This is a genomic window from Photobacterium salinisoli, assembly GCF_003614885.1.
GTDB classification, from domain to species: Bacteria; Pseudomonadota; Gammaproteobacteria; order Enterobacterales; family Vibrionaceae; genus Photobacterium; species Photobacterium salinisoli.
In genome coordinates, this window is record NZ_QZMS01000007.1 from 1,676,759 (window position 1) to 1,700,948 (window position 24,190).

At 49.4% G+C, this 24,190-nt stretch carries 22 protein-coding genes and 1 tRNA gene; 6 read left to right on the forward strand and 17 right to left on the reverse strand.

Annotation, left to right across the window (positions count from 1 at the left end; all coding sequences use genetic code 11):
• Positions 1 to 9 precede the first annotated feature (9 nt).
• Positions 10 to 594, forward strand: coding sequence for a 5'-deoxynucleotidase (yfbR, locus tag D6M16_RS08360; protein WP_046218758.1), 585 nt, complete (start codon positions 10 to 12; stop codon positions 592 to 594).
• A complete protein-coding gene (locus tag D6M16_RS08365) occupies positions 594 to 1,958 on the forward strand; it encodes an anti-phage deoxyguanosine triphosphatase (protein ID WP_120511393.1) in 1,365 nt (454 codons plus the stop codon). Before yfbR ends, D6M16_RS08365 begins: the two co-directional genes overlap by 1 nt.
• Here the strand turns inward: D6M16_RS08365 and D6M16_RS08370 are convergent.
• Complete coding sequence (locus D6M16_RS08370) at positions 1,955 to 2,572, reverse strand: tRNA-uridine aminocarboxypropyltransferase (protein WP_120511394.1); 618 nt, start codon at positions 2,570 to 2,572, stop codon at positions 1,955 to 1,957. The genes D6M16_RS08365 and D6M16_RS08370 overlap by 4 nt on opposite strands.
• A gap of 10 nt (positions 2,573 to 2,582) precedes the next feature.
• Here D6M16_RS08370 and rrtA point away from each other — a divergent pair, with 10 nt between their 5' ends.
• Positions 2,583 to 3,155, forward strand: a complete 573-nt coding sequence (gene rrtA, locus D6M16_RS08375; protein ID WP_240435551.1) for a rhombosortase — start codon at positions 2,583 to 2,585, stop codon at positions 3,153 to 3,155.
• A gap of 62 nt (positions 3,156 to 3,217) precedes the next feature.
• Here rrtA and D6M16_RS08380 read toward each other — a convergent pair whose 3' ends face one another.
• From D6M16_RS08380 to D6M16_RS08415, 8 genes are all read right to left on the reverse strand, one after another.
• Positions 3,218 to 3,502, reverse strand: coding sequence for a ComEA family DNA-binding protein (locus tag D6M16_RS08380; protein ID WP_120511395.1), 285 nt, complete (start codon positions 3,500 to 3,502; stop codon positions 3,218 to 3,220).
• A 133-nt stretch (positions 3,503 to 3,635) separates the two neighbouring features.
• On the reverse strand, positions 3,636 to 5,528 hold the full coding sequence (gene ppiD / locus D6M16_RS08385) for a peptidylprolyl isomerase (protein ID WP_120511396.1): 1,893 nt from the start codon (positions 5,526 to 5,528) through the stop codon (positions 3,636 to 3,638).
• Between the two features lie 195 nt (positions 5,529 to 5,723).
• Positions 5,724 to 5,996: a nucleoid-associated protein HU-beta gene (gene hupB / locus D6M16_RS08390; protein WP_027252850.1), complete on the reverse strand. Its 273-nt coding sequence runs from the start codon at positions 5,994 to 5,996 to the stop codon at positions 5,724 to 5,726.
• Positions 5,997 to 6,230: 234 nt separating this feature from the next.
• Positions 6,231 to 8,603: an endopeptidase La gene (gene lon, locus D6M16_RS08395; protein ID WP_120511397.1), complete on the reverse strand. Its 2,373-nt coding sequence runs from the start codon at positions 8,601 to 8,603 to the stop codon at positions 6,231 to 6,233.
• Positions 8,604 to 8,742: 139 nt separating this feature from the next.
• Positions 8,743 to 10,023, reverse strand: coding sequence for an ATP-dependent protease ATP-binding subunit ClpX (gene clpX, locus D6M16_RS08400; protein ID WP_027252852.1), 1,281 nt, complete (start codon positions 10,021 to 10,023; stop codon positions 8,743 to 8,745).
• 114 nt (positions 10,024 to 10,137) lie between these two features.
• Positions 10,138 to 10,761 (reverse strand): ATP-dependent Clp endopeptidase proteolytic subunit ClpP, encoded by a 624-nt coding sequence (clpP, locus tag D6M16_RS08405; RefSeq protein ID WP_027252853.1) that lies wholly within the window; start codon positions 10,759 to 10,761, stop codon positions 10,138 to 10,140.
• 107 nt (positions 10,762 to 10,868) lie between these two features.
• Entirely contained in the window at positions 10,869 to 12,173 is a 1,305-nt protein-coding gene (tig, locus tag D6M16_RS08410; protein WP_120511398.1) for a trigger factor, read from the reverse strand.
• A gap of 416 nt (positions 12,174 to 12,589) precedes the next feature.
• A tRNA-Arg gene (locus tag D6M16_RS08415) sits at positions 12,590 to 12,666 on the reverse strand.
• A gap of 351 nt (positions 12,667 to 13,017) precedes the next feature.
• Between D6M16_RS08415 and folD the strand changes: the two genes are divergently transcribed.
• Positions 13,018 to 13,875, forward strand: a complete 858-nt coding sequence (folD, locus tag D6M16_RS08420) for a bifunctional methylenetetrahydrofolate dehydrogenase/methenyltetrahydrofolate cyclohydrolase FolD (RefSeq protein ID WP_120511399.1) — start codon at positions 13,018 to 13,020, stop codon at positions 13,873 to 13,875.
• 91 nt (positions 13,876 to 13,966) lie between these two features.
• Here folD and galU read toward each other — a convergent pair whose 3' ends face one another.
• The 3 genes from galU to D6M16_RS08435 all read right to left on the reverse strand — a co-directional run bounded on the left by galU (position 13,967) and on the right by D6M16_RS08435 (position 16,764).
• On the reverse strand, positions 13,967 to 14,869 hold the full coding sequence (gene galU, locus D6M16_RS08425) for a UTP--glucose-1-phosphate uridylyltransferase GalU (RefSeq protein WP_120511930.1): 903 nt from the start codon (positions 14,867 to 14,869) through the stop codon (positions 13,967 to 13,969).
• A 156-nt stretch (positions 14,870 to 15,025) separates the two neighbouring features.
• Positions 15,026 to 15,526, reverse strand: a complete 501-nt coding sequence (gene rfaH / locus D6M16_RS08430) for a transcription/translation regulatory transformer protein RfaH (RefSeq protein ID WP_120511400.1) — start codon at positions 15,524 to 15,526, stop codon at positions 15,026 to 15,028.
• A 149-nt stretch (positions 15,527 to 15,675) separates the two neighbouring features.
• Positions 15,676 to 16,764: a response regulator gene (locus D6M16_RS08435; RefSeq protein ID WP_120511401.1), complete on the reverse strand. Its 1,089-nt coding sequence runs from the start codon at positions 16,762 to 16,764 to the stop codon at positions 15,676 to 15,678.
• Between the two features lie 329 nt (positions 16,765 to 17,093).
• On the opposite strand from D6M16_RS08435, the gene D6M16_RS08440 reads away from it, so the two are divergent.
• Together D6M16_RS08440 and D6M16_RS08445 are read left to right on the forward strand one after the other, a co-directional pair.
• Positions 17,094 to 17,972, forward strand: coding sequence for a LysR family transcriptional regulator (locus D6M16_RS08440; RefSeq protein ID WP_120511931.1), 879 nt, complete (start codon positions 17,094 to 17,096; stop codon positions 17,970 to 17,972).
• A 146-nt stretch (positions 17,973 to 18,118) separates the two neighbouring features.
• Positions 18,119 to 18,718 carry a Yip1 family protein gene (locus D6M16_RS08445; RefSeq protein WP_120511402.1) on the forward strand — a complete coding sequence of 200 codons (600 nt, stop codon included), beginning with the start codon at positions 18,119 to 18,121 and terminating at the stop codon, positions 18,716 to 18,718.
• Positions 18,719 to 18,805: 87 nt separating this feature from the next.
• Here the strand turns inward: D6M16_RS08445 and purF are convergent, their stop codons facing one another.
• The 5 genes from purF to accD all read right to left on the reverse strand — a co-directional run bounded on the left by purF (position 18,806) and on the right by accD (position 23,976).
• Positions 18,806 to 20,323 carry an amidophosphoribosyltransferase gene (gene purF, locus D6M16_RS08450; protein WP_046218771.1) on the reverse strand — a complete coding sequence of 506 codons (1,518 nt, stop codon included), beginning with the start codon at positions 20,321 to 20,323 and terminating at the stop codon, positions 18,806 to 18,808.
• 103 nt (positions 20,324 to 20,426) lie between these two features.
• Complete coding sequence (gene cvpA / locus D6M16_RS08455) at positions 20,427 to 20,918, reverse strand: colicin V production protein (protein WP_027252861.1); 492 nt, start codon at positions 20,916 to 20,918, stop codon at positions 20,427 to 20,429.
• Between the two features lie 64 nt (positions 20,919 to 20,982).
• Positions 20,983 to 21,543: an SPOR domain-containing protein gene (locus D6M16_RS08460; protein WP_120511403.1), complete on the reverse strand. Its 561-nt coding sequence runs from the start codon at positions 21,541 to 21,543 to the stop codon at positions 20,983 to 20,985.
• Positions 21,544 to 21,545: 2 nt separating this feature from the next.
• Positions 21,546 to 22,829, reverse strand: coding sequence for a bifunctional tetrahydrofolate synthase/dihydrofolate synthase (gene folC / locus D6M16_RS08465; RefSeq protein WP_120511404.1), 1,284 nt, complete (start codon positions 22,827 to 22,829; stop codon positions 21,546 to 21,548).
• A 205-nt stretch (positions 22,830 to 23,034) separates the two neighbouring features.
• On the reverse strand, positions 23,035 to 23,976 hold the full coding sequence (accD, locus tag D6M16_RS08470) for an acetyl-CoA carboxylase, carboxyltransferase subunit beta (RefSeq protein ID WP_120511405.1): 942 nt from the start codon (positions 23,974 to 23,976) through the stop codon (positions 23,035 to 23,037).
• Positions 23,977 to 24,190: the final 214 nt, after the last annotated feature.

A 24,190-nucleotide genomic window follows, 5' to 3' on the forward strand; every position in this document is an offset into this window, starting at 1 on the left:
GGAAACATCATGAAAACCAGCCATTTTTTTGCTCATCTTGCTCGTATGAAACTCATTCAGCGCTGGCCGCTAATGCGCTGCGTCGCCACTGAGAATGTCTCAGAGCACAGCCTTCAGGTGGCCTTTGTGGCCCACGCTCTGGCATTGATCAAAAACCGTCACTTCGGCGGGCAGCTCAATCCTGAGCGTATTGCCTTGCTGGCCATGTTTCATGATGCCAGTGAAGTGCTGACAGGCGACATGCCAACACCGATCAAATACTTCAACCCCACCATTGCAGAAGAGTACAAAAAAATTGAACTGGCCGCCGAACAAAGGCTGCTTTCTATGCTCCCCGACGAATTTCAGGCCGACTATGCCCCTTTGCTGGTCAGTGATGCCATCGACCAGCAGGACTACCACATAGTCAAGCAGGCCGATACCTTGTGTGCTTACCTGAAATGCCTGGAAGAGCTCAGTGCCGGTAATCACGAATTCACACAGGCCAAGAAACGTCTGGAAGAAACGCTGGAAGAGCGAAAGACACAAGAAATGAGCTATTTCCTGAAAACCTTCGCCACCAGTTTCAACCTAACTTTGGATGAGATCAGTTAATGCCCTTACCCAGTGACCCAAGCACCGCTCTGTGGCAAGCAAGAAAGAGTCAGGAGCAAAAAGAAAGACGCGATGATCACCGAACCGCCTATCAGCGTGATCGCGCCAGAATTCTTCACTCTGCGGCCTTTCGCCGCTTACAGGCCAAAACCCAGGTCCATGGCGCCGGTCACCACGATTTTTACCGCACCCGACTGACCCACTCGCTGGAAGCATCCCAAATCGGCACCGGCATAGTAGCTCAGCTTAAAATCAAGCAGCCCGAGTTTCGCTCGCTCCTGCCCTCAAACAGCCTGATGGAAAGCCTGTGCCTGGCGCATGACATCGGGCATCCGCCTTTTGGTCACGGTGGCGAAGTGGCACTCAATTATATGATGCGGGATCATGGTGGCTTTGAAGGCAATGCGCAGACGTTCAGAATTGTCACATTACTTGAGCCTTATACCGAAAAGTTTGGCATGAATTTGTCACGCCGCACTTTGCTGGGACTGCTGAAATACCCGGCTTTCATCCATGATACGAGAGCCACAGAGCAACCGCCTGACGTCAGCGACTTCCGGCATTTGCGCGCCAAAGACTGGCAGCCTGCCAAGGGCATTTACCGCGACGATAAAGATACCTTTGAGTGGGTGCTGTCTGGCCTGCCAGAACACGACAGAGAACTGTTCGGTATGATGCGCAACCCGCGGCAATCCCCCACTCAACACCTCAAAACACGCTTTAAATCTTTGGACTGCTCCATTATGGAACTTGCCGACGACATTGCGTATGGCGTGCACGATTTGGAAGATGCCATCGTCATGGGCATAGTGACACAAAAACAATGGGAAGAAGCTGCAGCCAGTCAGTTACTGCACTGTGGGGAGCCCTGGCTGGCCTCCAGAACCGAGTGGCTGAGCCAGCAGCTGTTTGCCGATCACCATCAGCGAAAGGATGCGATTGGCGCGTTGGTGAATGCCCTTATCACCGCCATTGAGATCGGCGCGACAAGCGCTGAAAATACCCCAGCGTTTAGTGAACCACTGCTAAAATGGAACGCCTACCTGTCAGCACCTATGGAAAACGCCCTGACAGTGCTGAAGCAATTTGTCAGCGAATATGTGGTCCGTAAGCCGGAAATTCAGCTGCTTGAGTACAAAGGGCAGCAGATCATCATGGAAATGTTTGAGGCTTTTACCTCTGATCCCGAGCGGTTACTGCCGGCCAGTACCCGCGACCGCTGGCGCACGGCCGTCCAACATAGTGAAAATGAACAGCGGATCATTGCCGACTATATTGCAGGGATGACAGACGGGTTTGCCCAACGTCTTTACAGTAACCTGTTTCAACCTGCCAGCGAATGGAAAATAGGACCTATTGTTTAAGGCTGCTTGCCATAATGCCGTTCGAACAGTCCGGGCGGCATCTGGCTGATCTGAAAATCAATCATCTTTTCAAACGCAGTCACTAATGGCAGAAAAGGCCGGCTTTCGCCTTCAAGCTGGCTCAGAGCATGAAACGCAGCTTCAACGGTTGATAATCCTGTTTGTTTGGGCGATTTTCGGATCCGGTAATTCCCCGCCGGTACATCATCAAGGCACACGCAAGGTAAGGCTTGCAGGTTAGCCGACAAGCGCCACATTTTATACGCCTTCTTCCATGTGCCATCCAGCAGTATTAATGTCGTCAGAGGGGGCTGCGTGTTCTGTACAGCCAGACGGGAAATCGGTACTGCCTGCCCGTCCGGATAGAGTACCGCTGCATGGCGCTTCGGGTCTGCCAGCAGGTGATTGATTTCCTCATGCCCGCTAAAATCTTCACCAACCCATAAGCGGGTGTTTGTCAGTGACAAGGTCAGAATACGGGCCGTACCGAGAGGCCGACTGACCTCAGACGGGTGTTGCAATATCCAGAGTTCAGTTCTAGCATCAATTTTTTCAATCCATTGGCAAATGCAGGCATTGCCTGCTTTACCGCAATCTACACAATATCGGCTCATTGAGGTGCCCTTGTTATCACGATCTCTGTTTCTGTCCCTGCTGACAATCTGTCTGTTTTGTATCACAGCACAGCTTGCACCACTGCATGCGCTGCTGGAATGGCAGCGACCACTCATTGAAACCGGGCAGTGGTGGCGGATCCTAACAGGAAATTTCACTCACACCAATTGGACACACCTCGGTATGAATATTTCAGGTCTGCTGGTCATCAGTTATCTGTTCCGGTTTTACCTGACAGCAGGCCGGTTCTGGCTGTTACTCACCTCATTAAGCCTGATTGTAGGTCTGTCCCTGTTTATTACCAATCTGAACGGTTACGCAGGGTTGTCCGGCCTGCTTCATGGGGTTTTCATTTGGGGAGCCTGTCAGGATATCCGCACACAACGTGCTGGGGGACGGTTATTACTGATAGCTGGCATCCTGAAAATCAGTTGGGATTTGTATTACGGAGGGTCCGCTGAAACCGCGTCCATGATTAATGCGCCGGTAGCAGTGGAAGCGCATTTTGCAGGGGCTGTCGGCGGCTTCTTGTTAGCCATGCTGCCACCAGCTTTCAGGTTATCGGCATTCCCTGTTAAATAATGCCGGTTGCAAGGGGCGCATTGCACCCCTTACAAGATAGTGGCGTTTCAGTCTTCAGCTCATCAGAGCTGAATGCGATCGCGGTTTTTTTCTACAGTAGAGGCGCCAATACCTTTGACCTTACTCAGGTCCTCGATAGTGGCAAATTTCCCGTTCTGCTCCCGGTATTCAATAATGTTCTGAGCTTTATCCGGACCCACGCCTAATAGCAGTTTATCCAGTTCCTCAGCATTGGCACTATTGATATTAATTGTTATTTCAATCCCTTCATGCTTATCGGACGCGTCCACCACTCCAGGTAAGACAACGCTCGACGCCAGCAAAATTAATGCAAATGTGTTTTTCATTTTTTCTCCTTAGTGTTAATTCAGCACAAGGATAATCATTTTTAATCACACAATAATGCTCGCCAGAATATGGCAAGATAAAAAAACGACGGGCCGCACAAAGCGGCCCGTCTATTATAAATATCAATTACATTTAGTTTGCAGATGCATCCAATACCGGATAGGTCACTTCTGCATCCGCACGCAGCACATCAAGCAAAGCGGCTACATCCTGCTGAGCATTCATCTGCGCAACCTGCTCGGCAAGTTGCCTATTCACGCTGGCCGAATCCACCTCTGGCTCAATCACTTTATCCAGCGCAATCACAACAACATTGCCTTGCTGGTCATGAGTCACACCGTAGACCGACTTACCCTCTTCAGGTTTTGCCATCGCAAACGCTTCCTGTGCAATCACAGGATCGCTGCCGCGGCGACTGATAGTCTGAGGCTCAGAGAAGCTCAGTTCATACTGTTCCAAAATGGCGCTGTCACCATTACGCAACGCAGCAAGAATCTCATCAGCCTGCTTCTCTGCGGCTTCTTCACCACGCTGGGCAGCCATTATCTCATGTACCTGATCTGCAACCTCTTCAAAAGGCAACAGTTGCTCTGGGCGAGACTCGTCGACACGCACAACAATGATATGCTCTGCACCCAGTTCAATGACTTCAGAGTTTAAACCATCATCACGTACTTCCGCGCTGCTTAACGCCTGGACAACAGCTGGAGAAGCCAACACGCCCTGAGCATTGTTGAGTGCGAAGAAGTCAGTCTTCTGAACTTTAGCATTGACCGCTTTCGCCGCATCATCCAATGAATCCGGCATTTCGAAAGCGGATTCCGCCAGTTTGGTCTGAAGCTGATAAAACGCTTCAGCCGCTTTCTGTTCACGCAGATCCGCTAACAGATCGCTGCGAACTTCGTCAAGAGACTTGGCCGTAGGTGCTTTTACCGCTTCAAGCTGAATGATGTGATAGCCAAATGAGGATTTCACTACACCCGACAGATCGCCCTGATTTTCCAGGGCAAAAGCCGCTTCCTCAAACGCAGGGTCCATCACACCACGCTCAAACCAGTCCAGCTCACCGCCCTGTTTCGCACTAAAAGTATCATCCGATTTGGATTTAGCCAGTTCGGAAAAATCCGCTCCCTGGTTCAGCTCGGCCAGAATGGCATCCGCCTTTGACTGCGCCTCAGCATCATCGCCCTGAATCAGAATGTGACGAACATGGCGCTGTTCAGGCGTCGAGAACTTAGCCAGGTTATCCTGGTAATACGCATTCAACTCATCATCACTGACATCAATGGTATTTTTCAGCGTATTGCCAGACAGCTCAATATAAGCCACTTTCACTTGTTCCGGACGTGTAAAGGCTTCCGGATGCTGCTCATAGTAATCTTTGCTGTCGCTTTCTGAGATCTCGATAGTTTCCTTAAAGGTATCCAGGTTCAGAGTCAGACTGCGGACTTCACGCTGTTGTTGCTCCAGTTGCTGTAACTGAGTCAATTCGTTATTCAGTGCAAAATCACTGCCCTGAATAGCGCTCAGCAGTTGCTGACGCAGCATGTCGGTACGCATGTACTCGGCAAATTGCTCAGGCGTGAAACGCGAACGGCGAAGCAATGAAGCGTACACTTCATTGTCAAACTTTCCGTCACGCTGAAACTCAGGCATTGAACGGATAGCTTGCTTCACCTGATCATCACTGATCCGTAAGCCCAGCTCGTTAGCACGTTGCTCAATCAGTGCATCGTTTACCAAGCGGTCTAACACACTACGGCGAAATTGCTGGACATAGCCAGGATCACCCATCAGCGTAGAGAAATAGTCTCCCAGCTGCGACTGCATACGGTTACGTTCGTTCTGGTATGCCTGCTCGAACTGATTCTGGCTGATTTCCTCGCCGTCAATCTTTGCCGCTACAGGCTGATTTGAATTTGCCAGATAGCTGCCTACACCGGCAAAGACAAAAGAAAATATGATTAGGGAGAGAATAATCTTCACCCAAATGCTGCTAACGCCTTCGCGTATCCGCTCCATCATAACGTGCCGTATCTCCTAGTTGTTCGAGCTGGCAATAATTGTTGATTACGATCCTGAAGAATCACAATCTGTTCACCCTGATACAATGTAAAAAAAGCGCATCAGATATGATGCGCTCTCGTGTTACGCAATAATGCCACTATATGACAAGAAGCGTAAGGTTTTGTTCATTTCAACTTACTGGCAAAGCCAGAATCAGTTGACAGAATCTTTCAGCGCTTTACCTGGTTTGAAACCTGGTACACGTGCTGCTGCGATTTGGATTTCTTCACCAGTTTGTGGGTTACGGCCGGTACGGGCAGCGCGCTCACGAACAGAGAATGTACCAAAACCAACCAGCGCAACCTGGTCACCTTCCTTCAGAGACTCAGATACTGCCTCAATGAAAGCGTCCAGCGCACGGCCAGCAGATGCTTTAGAAATATCAGCACCTTCTGCGATTTTATCAACCAATTGAGTTTTGTTCACGATTTCTTCCCCTCTATGAACATTGTCTTCCTGACAACAGCATAATCTATGTTTACGCTGTGACGACAAAGGACAATCAAAAACTTGTATCAGGTCTAATTTATCAGTTCATTGTGACACTGAACAGGCTGTAAGCCTTGTTATTATTGAGCTTACAGCAAATTAGACCCCACTTATAGCCAGACAGAAAAAGGCTGACAAGCGATTTCCGTCGCAGTCAGCCTCTTACATCTGTTAATTTTGCTGCATATCACTGTTTTGAGCGTTTACCAGCTCGATCCCTGTCGGATTATTTTCCAGGGCGATACGTAACACATCATCAATCCAGCGGACCGGGCGAACTTCCAAATCAGCAATAACATTGTCTGGGATCTCTTCCAGATCACGTTCATTCTCTTTTGGAATCAGCACAGTTTTAATGCCACCACGGTGTGCTGCCAGCAGTTTTTCTTTCAAACCACCGATAGGCAGCACTTCACCACGCAGGGTAATTTCACCTGTCATCGCGACATCACTGCGCACAGGGTTACCTGTCAGGCTGGACACCAGTGCCGTACACATGGCAATACCCGCGCTTGGGCCATCCTTAGGGGTTGCGCCTTCAGGAACATGGACATGGATATCACGCTTCTCATAGAAATCGTTGTTAATACCCAGTTTTTCTGCCCGAGTGCGCACCACAGTCATCGCTGCCTGGATAGACTCCTGCATCACGTCGCCCAGAGAGCCGGTGTAAGACAGCTTGCCTTTACCCGGCATAGACTCAGTTTCAATGGTCAGCAAATCGCCACCCACTTCGGTCCACGCCAGCCCGGTGACTTGTCCAATGCGATTACTTTCTTCTGCTTTTCCGTAGTCAAAGCGCTGTACACCCAAATAGTGCTTCAGGTTCGCCTGATTAATGGTGACCTTCTTCACTTCCGGGTTTAACAGGATCTCTTTCACCGCTTTACGACACAGCTTGGAAATTTCACGCTCGAGATTACGCACACCAGCTTCACGGGTGTAGTAGCGGATAATGCCTATGATGGCAGAATCTTCTATCTCCACTTCACCTTTTTTCAGGCCGTTACGTTGAATCTGTTTTTCCAGCAAGTGACGTTTGGCGATGTTGAGTTTTTCGTCCTCGGTATAGCCAGACAGACGAATCACTTCCATACGATCCAACAACGGTCCAGGAATATTCATTGAGTTCGATGTCGCCACGAACATCACGTCGGACAAATCGTAATCCACTTCCAGATAATGGTCGTTAAACGCATTGTTCTGTTCCGGATCCAGTACTTCCAGCAAGGCTGATGCGGGATCGCCACGCATATCGGAAGACATCTTGTCGATTTCATCGAGCAGGAATAGCGGGTTTTTCACGCCCACTTTGGCCATTTTCTGGATCAGCTTACCTGGCATTGAACCAATGTAAGTCCGGCGGTGACCACGGATTTCCGCTTCATCACGTACCCCACCCAAGGCCATACGCACATATTTGCGACCAGTGGCAGCAGCAATGGACTGTCCCAGAGAGGTTTTACCGACACCGGGAGGGCCAACCAGGCACAGGATCGGGCCTTTCAGCTTATTGATACGGCTCTGAACGGCTAAGTACTCAAGAATGCGGTCTTTGACGCGCTCCAGACCATAGTGATCGGCATTGAGGATCTCTTCCGCTTTAGCCAGATCTTTCTTGACCTTGGTACGCTTGTGCCATGGCACACTCAGCATCCAGTCAATATAACCACGAACCACAGTCGCTTCGGCTGACATCGGCGACATCATTTTCAGCTTTTGCAATTCCTGCTCAGTTTTTTCACGCGCTTCGGCTGGCATCTTCGACTCGTCGATTTTTTTCTTCAACGATTCGAATTCATCCGGCGCATCATCCAGCTCACCCAATTCTTTCTGGATAGCTTTCATCTGCTCATTCAGATAGTACTCGCGCTGGCTCTTTTCCATCTGTTTCTTGACGCGGCCGCGGATACGTTTCTCTACCTGCAGCAGATCAATTTCAGACTCCATCATGGCCATCAGGAACTCCAGACGTTCCGTGATATCCACGATTTCAAGCACTTTCTGTTTATCTGCCAATTTCAACGGCATGTGCGCAGCAATGGTATCAGCAAGACGAGCAGCCTCATCAATACCATTCAGTGAGGTTAACACTTCAGGCGGGATCTTTTTGTTCAGCTTGATAAAGCCTTCAAACTGATTGATCGCAGTGCGAACCAGCACTTCCTGCTCGCGTTCGTCCATTTCCGGCGTGACCAGAAATTCCGCTTCCGCACTGAAAAATTCGTCGTCAGTCAACTTCTTAACGTTTGCACGCTGCTGACCTTCTACCAACACCTTCACTGTGCCATCAGGCAATTTCAGGAGCTGCAGTATGGTCGCCACTGTGCCGACATCATAGAGATCGTCAACGGTTGGTTCGTCAGTTGCCGCTTCTTTCTGGGCAACCAACAAAATTTGTTTATCGTTATCCATTGCGGTTTCAAGGCAACGAATGGATTTATCCCGGCCTACAAACAATGGAATAACCATATGAGGGTAGACCACCACGTCACGCAGTGGCAGAACGGGAATGGCAAGGCGTTCCGAACGCTCCAGGTTCATATTGTTCTCTCTTTCCGTTCAGTCTCTTTTAGTGAGTATATGGGGGCAGACTGACAAGATTCAACGGTCGATTTGCCAGAAAATCAAAAAGGAGGCCAAAGCCTCCTTTATTTACTCAAACTGTACGTTTTGCAACCACTTACTCGCCGCCTGCAGCTTGATTTTCAGTGTTTTCATAAATCAGCAGAGGTTCAGATTCCCCTTTAATTACTGATTCATCAATCACTACTTTGCTCACGCCTTCGGCAGAAGGTAGTTCATACATGGTATCCAGCAGCACCGCCTCTACGATAGAGCGAAGGCCACGTGCACCGGTTTTACGTTCCATGGCTTTGCGGGCAATTGCCTGCAGTGCATCGTCACGAAATTCCAGTTCAACGTTTTCCAGCTCCAGTAATGCAGCATACTGTTTTGTCAGCGCATTTTTCGGTTCACGCAGAATCTGCACCAAAGCAGACTCATCCAGCTCACTCAAAATCGCAGTGACTGGCAGACGACCGATAAACTCAGGGATTAAGCCGTATTTCACCAGATCTTCCGGTTCAACTTTCTCGAACAAATCACTGAGTGTGTTGCGCTGGTCTTTAGAGCGGACTTCCGCACCAAAACCAATACCTGAACTGGTTGCCACGCGCTGCTCTACCACTTTATCCAGGCCTGCAAATGCACCACCACAAATAAAGAGTATTTTCGATGTATCAACCTGCAGAAACTCCTGCTGAGGATGTTTACGGCCGCCCTGTGGAGGCACAGAGGCTACCGTACCCTCGATCAATTTCAGCAGCGCCTGCTGTACACCTTCGCCAGACACGTCACGGGTAATTGATGGGTTGTCAGATTTACGGGAAATCTTGTCAATTTCATCAATATAAACTATTCCGCGCTCAGCTTTGGCGACATCGTAATCACACTTCTGCAGCAACTTCTGAATGATGTTTTCTACATCTTCACCGACATAACCGGCTTCGGTCAGGGTCGTTGCATCCGCCATAGTGAAAGGTACATCCAGCATACGCGCCAGCGTTTCTGCAAGCAGTGTTTTACCACTACCCGTAGGACCAATCAGCAGGATGTTACTTTTACCCAACTCGACACCATCACTGGTGGTGTCGCCATTTCGCAAACGCTTGTAATGGTTGTAAACAGCTACAGCCAGTACTTTTTTCGCGTGATCCTGGCCGATGACATAATCATCTAAGTGCGTGCGGATCTCCCTTGGCGTCGGCAGTTCATTACCGTCGCGCTTTGGCATAACTTCTTTGATTTCTTCGCGAATGATGTCGTTACACAGATCGACGCACTCATCGCAAATATACACAGAAGGGCCAGCAATCAGCTTGCGAACTTCATGCTGACTTTTACCGCAGAAAGAGCAGTACAGCAGTTTTCCACTACCACTCTCTTTTCGCTTATCTGTCATTCGCTAACCTCATATTGGGTTTCACCCATCCTTGCCTTGTTTTGAGTGTATAACATCTCTCGTCACTTTGCTGTCACCTTGCGCCTTCAGAGCACTGTGCACCATAATGACAGGTTAGTCACGCTTATTCAAAACGGCATCGACCAGTCCATACTCCGCAGCCTGCTCAGCAGACATGAAGTTGTCACGGTCTGTATCTTTTTCAACGATTTCCAATGGTTGGCCAGTATGCTCAGCCAGCAGATTGTTCAATCGCTTCTTAATTGTCAGAATTTCCTGAGCATGAATCTGAATATCAGAAGCCTGTCCCTGGAAACCGCCTAATGGTTGATGAATCATTACACGGGAATTAGGCAGACAAAAACGTTTACCTTTCGCTCCACCTGCCAGCAAGAATGCACCCATTGAACATGCTTGTCCCATACAGAATGTACTCACATCCGGCTTGATGTGTTGCATGGTGTCATAGATGGACATACCTGCCGTGACTGAGCCACCAGGAGAGTTAATATACAGGAAAATATCTTTGTCAGGGTTCTCTGACTCCAGGAACAACAGCTGTGCCACAACCAGGTTAGCCATCTGATCTTCAACCTGACCGGTCAGAAAGATCACACGCTCCTTCAGTAGTCGGGAATAGATGTCGTAGGAACGCTCGCCACGAGAGGTCTGCTCGACCACCATAGGAACCAGCGCATTCATAATTGGCGACATGGCGTTATTATCTTGGTAGCTCATAACCTTATTTCCCCAAAAAAATTAATGGCCCGAATGATTGACTCATACGGACCATTGTTAGCAGAAGATTTGAAATGAAGTCAAATCTTTACAGTCATTTCAGTCAATTAAGCTGCTGGTTGCTGATTCATCAGCTCATTGAAGCTTACTTCTTTTTCTGAAACCTGTGCTTTAGCCAGTAGAGCATCAATCGCTTGTTCTTCCAGAGCAACATTACGCATGTTGTTCATCAGTTGCTCATTCTTTTCATAGTATGCAACAACTTCAGTTGGATCTTCATAAGCAGATGCCATTTCAGTGATCAGCGCCTTAACTCGCTCGTCATCCGCTTTCAGTTCTTCAGCCTTGATCACTTCACCCAGCAGCAGACCAACCACTACACGGCGCTTAGCTTGCTCTTCGAACAGCTCACGTGGCAGCTCTGGTGCATTATCCGCATTACCGCCAAAACGCTGAACAGCCTGCTGACGCAGAGCGTTAACTTCCTGATCAATCAAAGCAGAAGGTACAGCAATGTCGTTTTGTTCAATCAGACCATTCAGAACCTGATCCTTGATACGGCCTTTAACTGCTTGCTTCAGCTCGCGCTCCATGTTCTTGCGCACTTCAGCTTTCAGACCTTCAACAGAACCGTCTTCAACGCCAAATTTCTTCACAAATTCTTCGTTCAGCTCTGGCAGTTCCTGAGCTTCTACTTTGTGCAGTTTGATAGCGAACACAGCCGCTTTACCTTTCAGGTTCTCGGCGTGATAGTCTTCAGGGAAAGTGACTTCAATGTTGAACTCCTCACCCGCTTTCTTACCAACGATACCTTCTTCGAAGCCTGGAATCATGCGGCCCTGACCCATTGCCAGAGGGAAAGCTTCTGCTTTACCGCCTTCGAATTCTTCACCGTCAATAGAGCCAGTGAAATCGATAGTGACACGGCTGTTTGCATCGGCAGCAGTCTCGACTTCAGCCCAGTTAGCTTGCTGCTTGCGCAGAGTTTCCAGCATCTGAGCGACATCTTCTTCTTTCACTTCAGCAGCTGGCTTCTCGATAGTAATCTTGTCCAGACCCGTCAGTTCAATCTCAGGGAACACTTCGAAAGTTGCTTTGAAAACCAGGTCTTTACCTTCAGCCATGTCGACTGGCGTGAACGTTGGCGCGCCGGCTGGGTTAATTTTCTCTTTAACGATCGCTTCAATGTAGTGACGCTGCATCACTTCACCCAGAACGTCCTGGCGTACAGATGCGCCGAACATACGTGCAACCATCTTGATTGGTGCTTTACCTGGACGGAAACCGTCAAAACGACGGGTTTTCGCGATTTTCTGCAGTTGAGTAGTTACTGCATCTTCGATATTTGCAGCAGGTACAGTAATCGTAATTTGGCGTTCTAGGCCTTCAGTGGTTTCAACGGTAACTTGCATTTTCTTAAACCTCAAAACTGACTCAGGTTGACTGAGTTATCTTGCCCGTCAGATCTCTGCTGACGCTGGCATCCTTTCGTGTTACGGCTTGAACACCATAACGCCTGAATTCGGTCAATTTCTGTATCACTAGCCAATGCCACTGAAACAAAAATTAAAGCGCGGTATTATAACGACCCAGCCCTCTTTCGTCGAGGCATCTGGTGTCATACCAAGTGTAAACCTTCGGACAAGATAGGGGCTGAATTCGCATTTTCAAGAGAAAACACGAAAAAATTGCAGTTTTGCCTCGCTTTTTTGTTCAAATGTCGATTCAGTGCAGGAATTTTAATCAAAGCTACAGGCTGCTTTACGTGCATCAACCTAAGATTGAAAATGAATAAGCGAGTAAAAAGTGGGAGTGTAACGGAGGAAAATGGCGCGCCCTGCAGGATTCGAACCTGCGACCACATGCTTAGAAGGCACGTGCTCTATCCAACTGAGCTAAGGGCGCATTGTCTGAGAGTTAACAACCAGGTCGGTTAACTAACGGGAGGGAATTATACGTCGCCTGAGATCAAGGTCAACGATAAAACGTTAAAATCCCTCGTCAAATGCACCAAACGGTTAAACTTACGGCAAACATCCACCTTTCTCTCTCAGCTAAACACCTCGTTTCTCTGGGCTGCCTGGCGTTTATTGTTTGAAAACCGTTAGATTGCAGCATTTTAGGCAGCGATTACCTCTGTATTAATACAGGGTTTTTATCTGCAGCCAACAAAAAGCAAACGTTTGCGCTATAGATTTCCCCCCTTATCTCTGCGACAATAAGCCTGCTCAGCTCATTTCTGTACGAAGGAAAATCATGGCCGCTCAAATCATTGATGGAAAACTTATCTCACAAACTGTCAGACAAGAAGTTGCTGCACGTGTTAAGGCTCGCACTGACGCGGGATTACGTGCACCTGGGTTAGCCGTCATTCTGGTAGGTCAGGATCCTGCCTCACAGATTTATGTCGGCAGCAAGCGCAAAGCCTGTGAAGAAGTGGGTTTTATCTCTCGCTCATTCGACCTTCCTGCTGATACCACAGAAGTCGAACTGCTGGCGCTGATTGATGAACTGAATGCGGACCAGTCCATAGACGGAATACTGGTACAACTGCCCCTGCCCGCAGGCATCGATTCTACCAAAGTGCTTGAACATATTAATCCCGAGAAAGATGTCGACGGCTTCCACCCCTATAACGTCGGCCGTCTGTGCCAGCGCATCCCTAAGTTGCGTTCATGCACGCCAAAGGGGATCATCACTCTGCTGGAGCGGTATAACATCCAGGCTCGAGGCAAACATGCGGTTATTGTGGGTGCGTCTAATATCGTTGGCCGCCCTATGACCCTTGAACTGCTGCTTGCCGGCGCCACAACGACGACTTGCCATCGATTCACTCAGGATCTGGAAAGCCATGTTCGTCAGGCCGATATTCTGGTTGTCGCCGTTGGAAAGCCTAACTTCATTCCGGGTAGCTGGATTAAAGAAGGCGCGACTATCATAGATGTCGGTATCAATCGCCTGGACAACGGCACCCTGGTGGGCGATGTGGAATACGATGTGGCACGCCAAAAAGCCAAGCACATTACCCCTGTCCCAGGTGGAGTTGGACCAATGACGGTTGCCACACTGATCGAAAATACCCTGCTGGCCTGTGAACAATTCCACGAAAGCTGACAGGTTTTACGTCACTCCAGACACAAAAAAAGCGAGGTAATTTACCTCGCTTTTTGTTATTCAGCAGTACTGAATGCTTTCAGAGCCCGCGTTATTTTTGCAGCGTTTTCAGATAAGCCGCGAAATCTTTCCCGAGCACAGGGTGGCGCAATCCGTATTCCACGAATGCCTGCATGTAACCCAGCTTGCTTCCGCAATCATGACTCTTACCTGTCATGTGGAACGCATTAACCTGCTGCTTTTCCATCAGCATATCAATGGCATCTGTCAGCTGAATTTCATCACCTGCTCCAATGGGGGTTTTGGCAAGAATTTCCCAAATCTCAGCAGGAAGGATATAACGCCCCACAATAGCCAGGTTAGACGGCGCCTGATCAACCGCTGGCTTCTCAACAACCTTGGCCATAGCGGCAGAGTCGCCTGGTGCAATTTGCTCACCATTCACATCAGCCACACCATAGTTAGCCACTTCCGACATCGGCACTGGCTCTACCATGACCTGGCTGACGCCTGATTCATTGAACAACCTGACCATAGCGGCCATGTTCTCACTGCGCAGATCGCTGGCGGCATCATCCAGAATCACATCCGGCAGGACGACGGCAAACGGCTCGTTGCCTACCAGAGGACGGGCACAAAGCACCGCATGCCCCAAGCCTTTCGCCTGGCCCTGACGCACATGCATGATAGTCACATCACTTGGACAGATATTCTGTACTTCATCCAGCAACTGCCGCTTAACCCGCTTCTCAAGCGTCGCTTCCAGCTCAAAAGAAGTATCAAAATGGTTTTCAATTGAATTTTTGGACGAATGGGTCACCAGCACGATTTCTTTGATACCGGCCGCAACACATTCATTCACTACATATTGAATCAGAGGTTTATCCACAATTGGCAGCATCTCTTTAGGGATGGCCTTGGTGGCTGGTAACATCCTGGTCCCTAAACCGGCTACCGGAATGACCGCTTTACGAACTGGGGAAGACTTTTGCATTGCTTTTTCCATGTACGTTGTCATTGTCAGTCGCAATATAACAAACTTGCCTTTATGCAGCGAGAGATCTGAGCAATAAGCGTGAACCCGTTTCCTCTGCGGCCAAAAGACTGATTGCACAAGAAGACATAACTGATTGTTTAAGCCGAGGCCAGGTTAGCCACGGCGGACGATATCGGCGTTATCTATACTGATTTTCACCGGTTTACCGAGCAGGTTTATCAGCATGAATGAGCGTTTTTCACCGTCAGGTTCCTGATAGATGGCTTCAAGGCCCTTGAACTGGCCTTGTTTCAGTTCCAGGCATTCGCCGGGTTTGGGCAAATTAGACAGCAGGCTTCTGTGCTCTTCGCAGTTTTCATTGGTCATTAACTGAAACAGCAACTCAGGCTGAACTTTTTGCGGGTAAGCTCCCTGACGGATGAAGTCAGCCACACCGCGCGTCGAACGCACAGTGGTATAGCTGACATATTCAGGATCAAAACAGACAAACATATAATTAGGGAACAGAGGTTCATTCACTGTGACACGCTTTCCGCGCACCACTTTATCAACCAGTACCTGAGGGTAGTAGCACTCCACGCCCTGACGATCCAGATTGACCACGGCCCGCTCCTGCTCGCTTCGCTTGCAATAAAGTAGGTACCAATCTTTCATATCGTCTCTGCCTGGAAAATGTCTGTTTGAAAATGATTATATGGTGGGAGGTATAAACCTCAATAGTTTCCCTGCACATTGACGCTAAGCGTTTACTTTTCCAACGTTTTCCCGTTTATCCCTGCGACTGAACGCTTAATGATTATCGACTAAACTTTCGTTTTTGCTTTCATTGTCGGGTGGATGTCGTGCTCTTTCATGGCGTCAAGTCGCTGAATTGTAATGCTGAAATTGGCGGCGCCAATTTTACTCAGAGACAAACGGGCGCCTGAATGCGGCAGTACATAAGAAGTGGCTAGGTTTTTACGTGCTCCGTCTCCCAGACTGGTGCCAGCCGGGACTATCATTTCTCCCTCACTGGTTCTCAGCATCGCTTCCGACCCGGTTGATACCACCACCAGACTTCTGTCGCACGCATCAAAAATACCAAACAGCCCCTTGATAGGCACAGCATATCCCGACTGCTTCATCCCGTTTTCAATGGTTAGCAGCATACTGGAGATGTCATTCTCGCTTGCCATGCGTTTGCGCAGATAGTCATTGAACAATGCCCGTATCAGCAGCACAGTTGCCGCCCCCTGCCGGCCTCCTGACTCGGCATCAAGCAGATAGAAAGCCAGACGACCGTCCATCAACCAAGTGTAATCGAGCAGTACGGGCTGCACATCGGCAGACTGCAAAACACAATAGCTCATCTGCCAGTCTCCCTGCCGGGACAAGGTGTCCGGCATCAACCCCACCAGCAGTTCGCGTGCAATTTCCGGGTTAGATTCCAGCTCATTGATATGCCACTGCAGTTCTTCATCTACTGTCGAATCATGCTGTAATAGCTGGCTGGAAAAATCTGTGTATTCGGTAGTGTTTTCCTGTGCTTTGAGTACCGACATCAATGCAGCTTTCAGCACCATGATGTTATCCAGCGGCTTGACCAGAAAATCTTTGACGCCATGCCTGAGAGCGGCTGCGACATCGGCCATTTCACCGGTGCCGGATATGACAATCACAGGAATCATGGGGTAATGCAGTGAAACCTCTTCAACAAACTCCATACCAGTTAATACAGGCATAGCCAGATCGCACAAGAGCACATCAGGAATACCGTCGCGCAGGGCCCGCAGTCCCTGTAAACCATCTTCAGCTTCCCTGACTTCGCATCCTTGCGACTGCAAAAAGCCTGTTATCATCCGGCGAAACACCGGATCGTCCTCAACAATGAGGATATCTTTACCTTCTAGCAACGATTGTGCCCTCCATGAAACAAGGGGCCAAGAGCACAGAATTATATTCTGCTGAACAGGCACATCCTTCTAATCGAATCGGTGCGAAGCTGGGTAGTCGCGATGAATGTTCTCATTTAGGATAGGCCTAAAACCGCGCTACGTCAGGGCTTATGCCTGTTCATGAACTTTAGTTTTAGTATTCTGTAAGCCAGTTCAAAATCTTGCCCATCGCGAACCTTACTTTCATCCCTGAAGTTCCTATTGTAATAACACTCAATGTTAACCTCTTCACATTGCGTGTTTTGTTATACAATTCCCACTTTCTCATATCCGATCACGACATGCCTATGAAGCTTGATGATTTAAATTTATTCCGCATTGTGGTTGAGGAAGGCAGCTATACCGCCGCCTCTCGCAAGCATCAGGTGCCTGTTGCCACACTCACCCGCCGTATACAGGCACTGGAAGACAGCCTGAATCTGCGTCTGTTAAACCGCCATGCACGCAAGCTGTCGCTGACTGAAGCTGGCCAGCAGTATTACCAACTGTGCACGCCCTTGCTTCAACAGTTACTGGATACCGCAGAAAATATTCAGGAAGAGTCCAGAGGAGCGAGCGGACGCCTCAAAATAGCGGCCCCGACCAACCTGAGCAAAGTCATGTTACAACCTATGCTCAACGCCTTCATGCTTGAACACCCGGCCATCAGTATTGAGCTGTTTCTGAGCAATGAACCTGAACAGCTCGATCCAACCGACTGGGATGTGATTTTCCGTGTCGGTCCGCAGCGTGATTCGGCATTAATTGCCCGTAAAATTAACGCAGTGGAAGATATACTGGTTGCCAGCCCAGACTATCTGCAACGCCACCCAACACTCAATCATGCGCAAGATCTGTCCAAGCACTCCCTGCTCAAAGGCTCTCCGCTGCTTCGATGGCGGCTCAGCAACAAAGATGGCGAAACCATCACGGTTAATGATAAGGGACGCTTCGAGTCCAATCAGCTGAATGTAGTCAGGAAAGCCTGCGTGGCCGGGCTGGGTATCACATTGATGCCAGATGCCATGCTTAAAAAATACATTCACAGTGGCGAACTGGTGCGAGTGCTGGATAACTGGTCAGCCAACCCGCGAAATGTCTATCTTCTTTATAATCACAAAGATCACCAGCCAGAGAAGCTGAGACTGTTTATTGAGTTCGCAAGTCACTTCTTCAGCACATCCTGAGCCTACTCTCCTTGCCAACCGGCAGAAGCCCGTCTAAATGTTATATAACAAAGAACACGAAAGTGCCCGGATATGCACGGACAGTGTTCTGAACAACAACCTGTAATACGTTGTGCGATCTGCACCCTAGATAACGAGGATAGGTTATGATTCTGGGACATTTATTCGGGCTTTACACTCATCCCAAAAAAGAGTGGCACAACATTGATGAGCAACATGAGGGGGTGCAAAGCAGCCTTAGTCACATTCTGCTGATAGCCTTGCTTCCACCCGTGTTTGCCTACATTTCCAGTGTGTTTATCGGCTGGCGTGTCGGGGCCGTTGATCCAATTTACCTGACACCGTCCAGTGCTCTGTTCATGTCTGTAGCCATGTACTTTGCCCTGATTGGCGGGGTATTTGCGCTCGCCTACCTGACCTACTGGATGAGCCACACCTTTGGTTCAACGCCGACCTATACACAGGCACTTGAACTGGCTGCTTACACAGCAACGCCTCTGTTTATGGTCAGCATCGCCGCCTTGTACCCTCAGTTATGGTTTCTGATGATGGCCGGACTGGTAGGTATCACCTACTCGGTATACCTGCTATACACAGGTGTCCCTATTCTGATGCACATTCCGGAAGAGCGCGGCTTTATCTATGCCAGCTCGATTGTGACCTGTGGCCTGGTGCTGTTGGTTTCCATCATTGCCGGCTCTGTCATCCTCTGGAACATGGGATTAGGCCCACAGTTCAGCCACTAACCTATTCCGACTTTAACGCATCAAAAAAGGCAAGCTCCCGGAGCTTGCCTTTTTGTGTCCAGACGCTGGTACTGACAATGAATGACGTTACACGCCTTCGTTATACAGCTCCAGGTTTGCCAATTCCTGCTGAATCTCACGTTGCGTTTTGGCATCCTCGCTACGCAGTGTTTCCAGATACTCTAAGTACTGCTGATTCACATCGCCCGTGACATAGTTGCCATTAAAGACGGAAGTTTCAAACAGTTTAATGTCAGGGTTGCCTTCTGCAACCGCATCCACCAGATCCTGCAAGTCCTGGAAAATCAGACCGTCTGCACCGATCATCTTGCAGATTTCGTCCACTTCACGCCCATGCGCAATCAGTTCATTTGCGCTTGGCATATCAATGCCGTATACGTTAGGGAAACGAATTTCCGGCGCCGCAGAAGCCAGATAGACTTTTTTAGCACCTGCTTCACGCGCCATTTCAATGATTTGCTCAGAGGTGGTGCCACGTACAATCGAATCATCAATCAGGAGTACACTTTTACCTTTGAATTCAGAACTGATCGCGTTCAGTTTACGGCGCACCGACTTACGGCGCAGCTGCTGACCCGGCATGATAAACGTACGGCCGACATAGCGGTTCTTCACAAAGCCCTGACGGTAAGGTTTATCAAGGGTACGGGCAATCTCCAGCGCACTGTCACAGGAGGTTTCCGGAATCGGGATAACCACATCAATATCCAGATCATCCCACTCGCGCTTAATCTTCTCACCCAGCTTCTTACCCATATTCAGGCGAGCGCTGTACACAGAAATCTTATCAATGAAAGAGTCAGGACGGGCAAAATACACGAACTCGAACACACATGGGTTCAGAGCCGGATTCTCGGCACACTGCTCAGTGAACAGCTGGCCATCAAAAGTGATATAGACAGCCTCACCCGGTGCAACATCACGCATGAAATCAAAGCCAACCGCGTCCAGTGCCACCGATTCAGAGGCAACCATATACTCGACTTTACCTTCAACTTCACGCTTACCCAGACACAAAGGGCGAATGCCGTGCGGATCACGGAATGCCATCAGGCCATGTCCGATGACCATAGCCACAACGGCATAGGCACCGCGTACGGTTTTATGTACAGCGCGAATCGCTGCAAAGATGTCATCGGATGTCAGAGGGTAATTGGTTGCACCTTCCAGCTGATGGGCCAGAACGTTCAACAGAATTTCCGAGTCGGAAGAGGTGTTAACATGACGGCGAGCCTGCTCAAAGAGCGAATCTCTGATATCAGCTGCGTTGGTCAGGTTACCATTGTGCGCCAGTGAAATACCGTAAGGGGAGTTCACATAAAAAGGCTGAGCTTCTGAAGCACTTGAGCTGCCCGCGGTAGGGTAACGAACGTGCCCAAGCCCTACAGTCCCCTGCAGGCGCTGCATGTGTTTTGCTTCGAATACGTCACGCACCAGGCCATTGGCCTTGCGCAGACGGAAACGATTGCTTTCCAGGGTAACAATACCGGCAGCATCCTGGCCACGGTGCTGCAGCACGGTCAGTGCATCATAAATAGACTGGTTAACCGGGGTGTTTCCCACGATTCCGACAATACCACACATGTCCTAAATCCTCGTCATGGATCATCAATAATTGCATTGAGTAACAATACGTTAGTTTTTTGCCCTCATACGGTTACTCAATGCAATTAATATAAATCCGGCGCTATAACGCGCCGGGAAGAAAACTGGAACTCTCTTTCAGGTAAGAGAAAAACCACTCAATTACCACGCCAAACTGCGGGATTAACTGCGACGCCTGCCACCATTCTGCGTCAGCAAAACCGGTAAAGGCATCCAGAAAAAACAGCACAGCAGCAATGATAAGCACACCGCGAAGGGCACCAAATACGATCCCCAGCACCCTATCGGTACCGGACAAACCGGTTTTCTGCACCAGCTGCCCGATCACGTAATTCACTACCGCTCCCACAATCAGTGTGGCAATAAACAATACCGCGATAGCACTGCCATTTCGTATGAGCTCATCCTGAATATTGGTGAAATACACCGCCAGTTCTTTGTAAAAATTGCTGGCCACAAAAAATGCTGCAAACCAAATCACCAGCGACAGCGCTTCCTTCACAAAACCACGGATCAAACTGACCAGTGAAGAAAAGGCAATCACCCCTAAAATGACATAATCAATCCAGATCATCTTCTACTTAATTCTTGTTGTTGGCGCGTATTCTAACAGAAAAAATCAGAACGCAAACGTTTACCTAAGGGTTGAGTGGGTTAAATCTGAGCAATTGCCCGTTAAGCCCGGTAAGTTTACGCAAATCGTCTGCTTTCCCTGACAGTTTATCTTTGTCGATCTCGGGCCCGACCACAACACGGGCCAAATCACCTGGTTTCAGCTGTTTTGGCAGAACGTGCGCCTGATAGCCTTTGCTTCTCAGTTTTTCAACCAGCTGATGCGCATTCTCGAAATTACGGAATACCCCCAGCTGTATTACCCAGCCACTGTCCGTATTGCCCGGTTGCGGTTCGCCGACAGGCTGCGGCTTGACGTTAACAGGCTCGGATACCGACTCGGGCAGTGCTGGTTCTCCGGCAATTTGCTCCGTCACGGCCATAGGGGGTAATTCGGCCTCTGCATCGACGGGTTCCGGAATCGCCGTCACCTTGTCCCCATTATCGATCTGAGGCTGCAGAGGAATACTGGCAAACTGCTCCTGGAAGTGCTGCTTTTTGCCATCAAAAAAATCAGGCAGAAAAATCACACCGATTGCGACCAGTACGATAGTACCGACCAGGCGACTTTGAAATTTACTCGCCACACTTACTCCTGTGTCTTAATGTAGCTGGACACTTCGCCAACTGTGTAAAACGAACCAAAGACAATCACGACATCTTCAGGTTGCGCCATCATTAATGCCGCCTGATAAGCCAGTTCAGGGGCAGTATACAACTCGCCCTCAAACGTCAGATGCTCAGCAATTTCCTGAGCAGACGCTGCGCGAGGACCTGTGAGCGAAGCCGGATACCAGGCATCCACTACCGTCTTCATTTCAATCAGAGTGGATGGAATATCTTTATCACGCAGCATTCCCACCACACCATGAATCTTGCCCACCGGGCGGACATTTTTTAGCGCCTTAAGCTGACGGGCCAGATAATTTGCCGAATGCGGATTATGGGCCACATCAAGCAAAATCAGCGGATTATCCGCTACCGTTTCCATACGGCCGGCAAGGCGCACTTTGGCTAAACCGGACACAATATGCTGATCACTGATCTCCAGATCCGCAACACCAAGTGCCATCAGTGCAGTGGCCGCGTTCGGCAAAGGCAAAGCTGGCAGAGGCAGTTGCTCCATGTCGAATGCACCGCACTTCCAGTTCCAGGTCTCACCTGTCTGCTCGTAGGTATACTGATAGCCAACCTGATACAACTCAGCACCAATGCTGTCCGCATGCGCAGCCACGGAAGCTGGCGGATTTGGCTGACCACAAACGGCGGGCTTCTCGGCGCGGAAAATACCGGCTTTCTCATAGCCAATCACTTCAATATCGCTTCCCAGCCAGTCGACATGATCAATGGCCAGGCTGGTAATAACCGAAACATCGTGATCCACAATATTGGTCGCATCCAACCGGCCACCCAGCCCCACTTCTAACACCACAACATCCACCTGATGGGTCTTAAAAAGGTGTAGCGCAGCCAGTGTACCGAATTCGAACAGGCTCAGGCTGGTGTCTTGCCGGTATGATTCTACCGCCGCAAACGCCTGGCTGTGTTCGCTGTCATCCAGCTCCTGACCATTTATGCGCACCCGCTCGTTGTAGCGCACCAAATGCGGTGAGCTGTACACACCCACACTGTATCCCGCCTGCAGCAGGATGGCTTCAAGAATGGCACAGGTCGATCCTTTACCATTGGTGCCCGCAACAGTAATCACAGTCGGTGCCGGTTTACGTAATCCGGCCCGCTCACCCACGGCCTGTACACGATCCAGCCCCAGATCGATGGCACTGGTGTGAAGGTTTTCCAGATAAAGCAGCCAGTCATTTAGCGGTGAAGTAGCCGAAGGAACAGATTGCGGCGTTGCAGAGGAATCAGACATGTAACAGCACTAACTAATGTAATTAAGATGATGTCGCTTAATGTAGCATGAAGTACGCAGAATTTAACGGTTGAGAGCCAAACGAAGAAAGGAAATGTGGAACAATAACGGTATTTGCCTGACTGGCAGACCGCTTTTCACTTCAGCCTGACATTTGTCTGCGCGAAAAAAACGCCCGGTATACAACCGGGCGCTTTTTTTCGTCTTAAGCTTTGTCTTCCGCAGACTCGGCATTGCTGTCAGCTTCTACGTCTGCTGACACCTGCGTTTCCCTTTCAACAGGTACCACAAGCGGGGATTCAGCATTCATCATCTTGGCCAGCAGGCCGCCAATACGCTGACGCATTTCACGGCGGTCAACAATCATATCAATCGCGCCATGCTCCAGCAGGAATTCACTGCGCTGGAAGCCTTCCGGTAATTTCTCGCGTACTGTCTGCTCGATTACACGCTGTCCGGCAAAGCCAATCAATGCCTTCGGTTCACCGATGTTGATGTCACCCAGCATCGCCAGACTGGCAGATACCCCACCCATAGTCGGGTCTGTCAGTACAGAGAAGAAAGGCAGGCCTTTCGCCGACAAACGCTCCAGTGCCGCACTGGTTTTCGCCATTTGCATCAGAGACATCAGCGCTTCCTGCATACGGGCACCGCCGCTGGCAGAGAAGCAAACCAGACCGCAGTTATTGGCGATGGCTTCATCAACCGCGCGAACAAACTTGGCACCGACAACTGAACCCATAGAGCCGCCCATGAAGGAGAACTCAAACGCACAGGCAACCACAGGCTGCTGCAACAATGTCCCTTTCATTGCCACCAGCGCATCTTTCTCACCACTGGCTTTCTGGGCTGCAGCAAGACGGTCTTTGTATTTCTTTGAATCACGGAATTTCAGGTGATCTTTAGGTTCCAGCTCCGCAGCAATTTCCACCTGGCCTTCTTCATCAAGGAAGGTTTCCAGACGGCGACGGGCTTTCATTCGCATGTGGTGATCACACTTCGGGCAAACTTCCAGATTGCGCTCAAGATCAGCGTAATACAGTACCTGTTCACAAGAGGTACATTTCGTCCATACCCCTTCAGGGATAGATGCTTTACGAGACGTTACAATGTTGCTTTTTGTGAGGATCTTTTCAAGCCAGCTCATGAATGACCTTTCATTTACATCTCCCCCGCCCTGTGGCAAGGGATAATCAATTCGATAATTTCAAGTCCGGAATTAAAACACAAACTCGTCTAAGTGTAGATAAAAAACTGGTTGTACCTTGAGGAAATAGAGTGTTAACGGGATCTTAGCTCAAGAAACTTGACCGACCAGTTAGAGCCCTTTTGAACCCCTCTCGCTCAGATTTCACTCAATT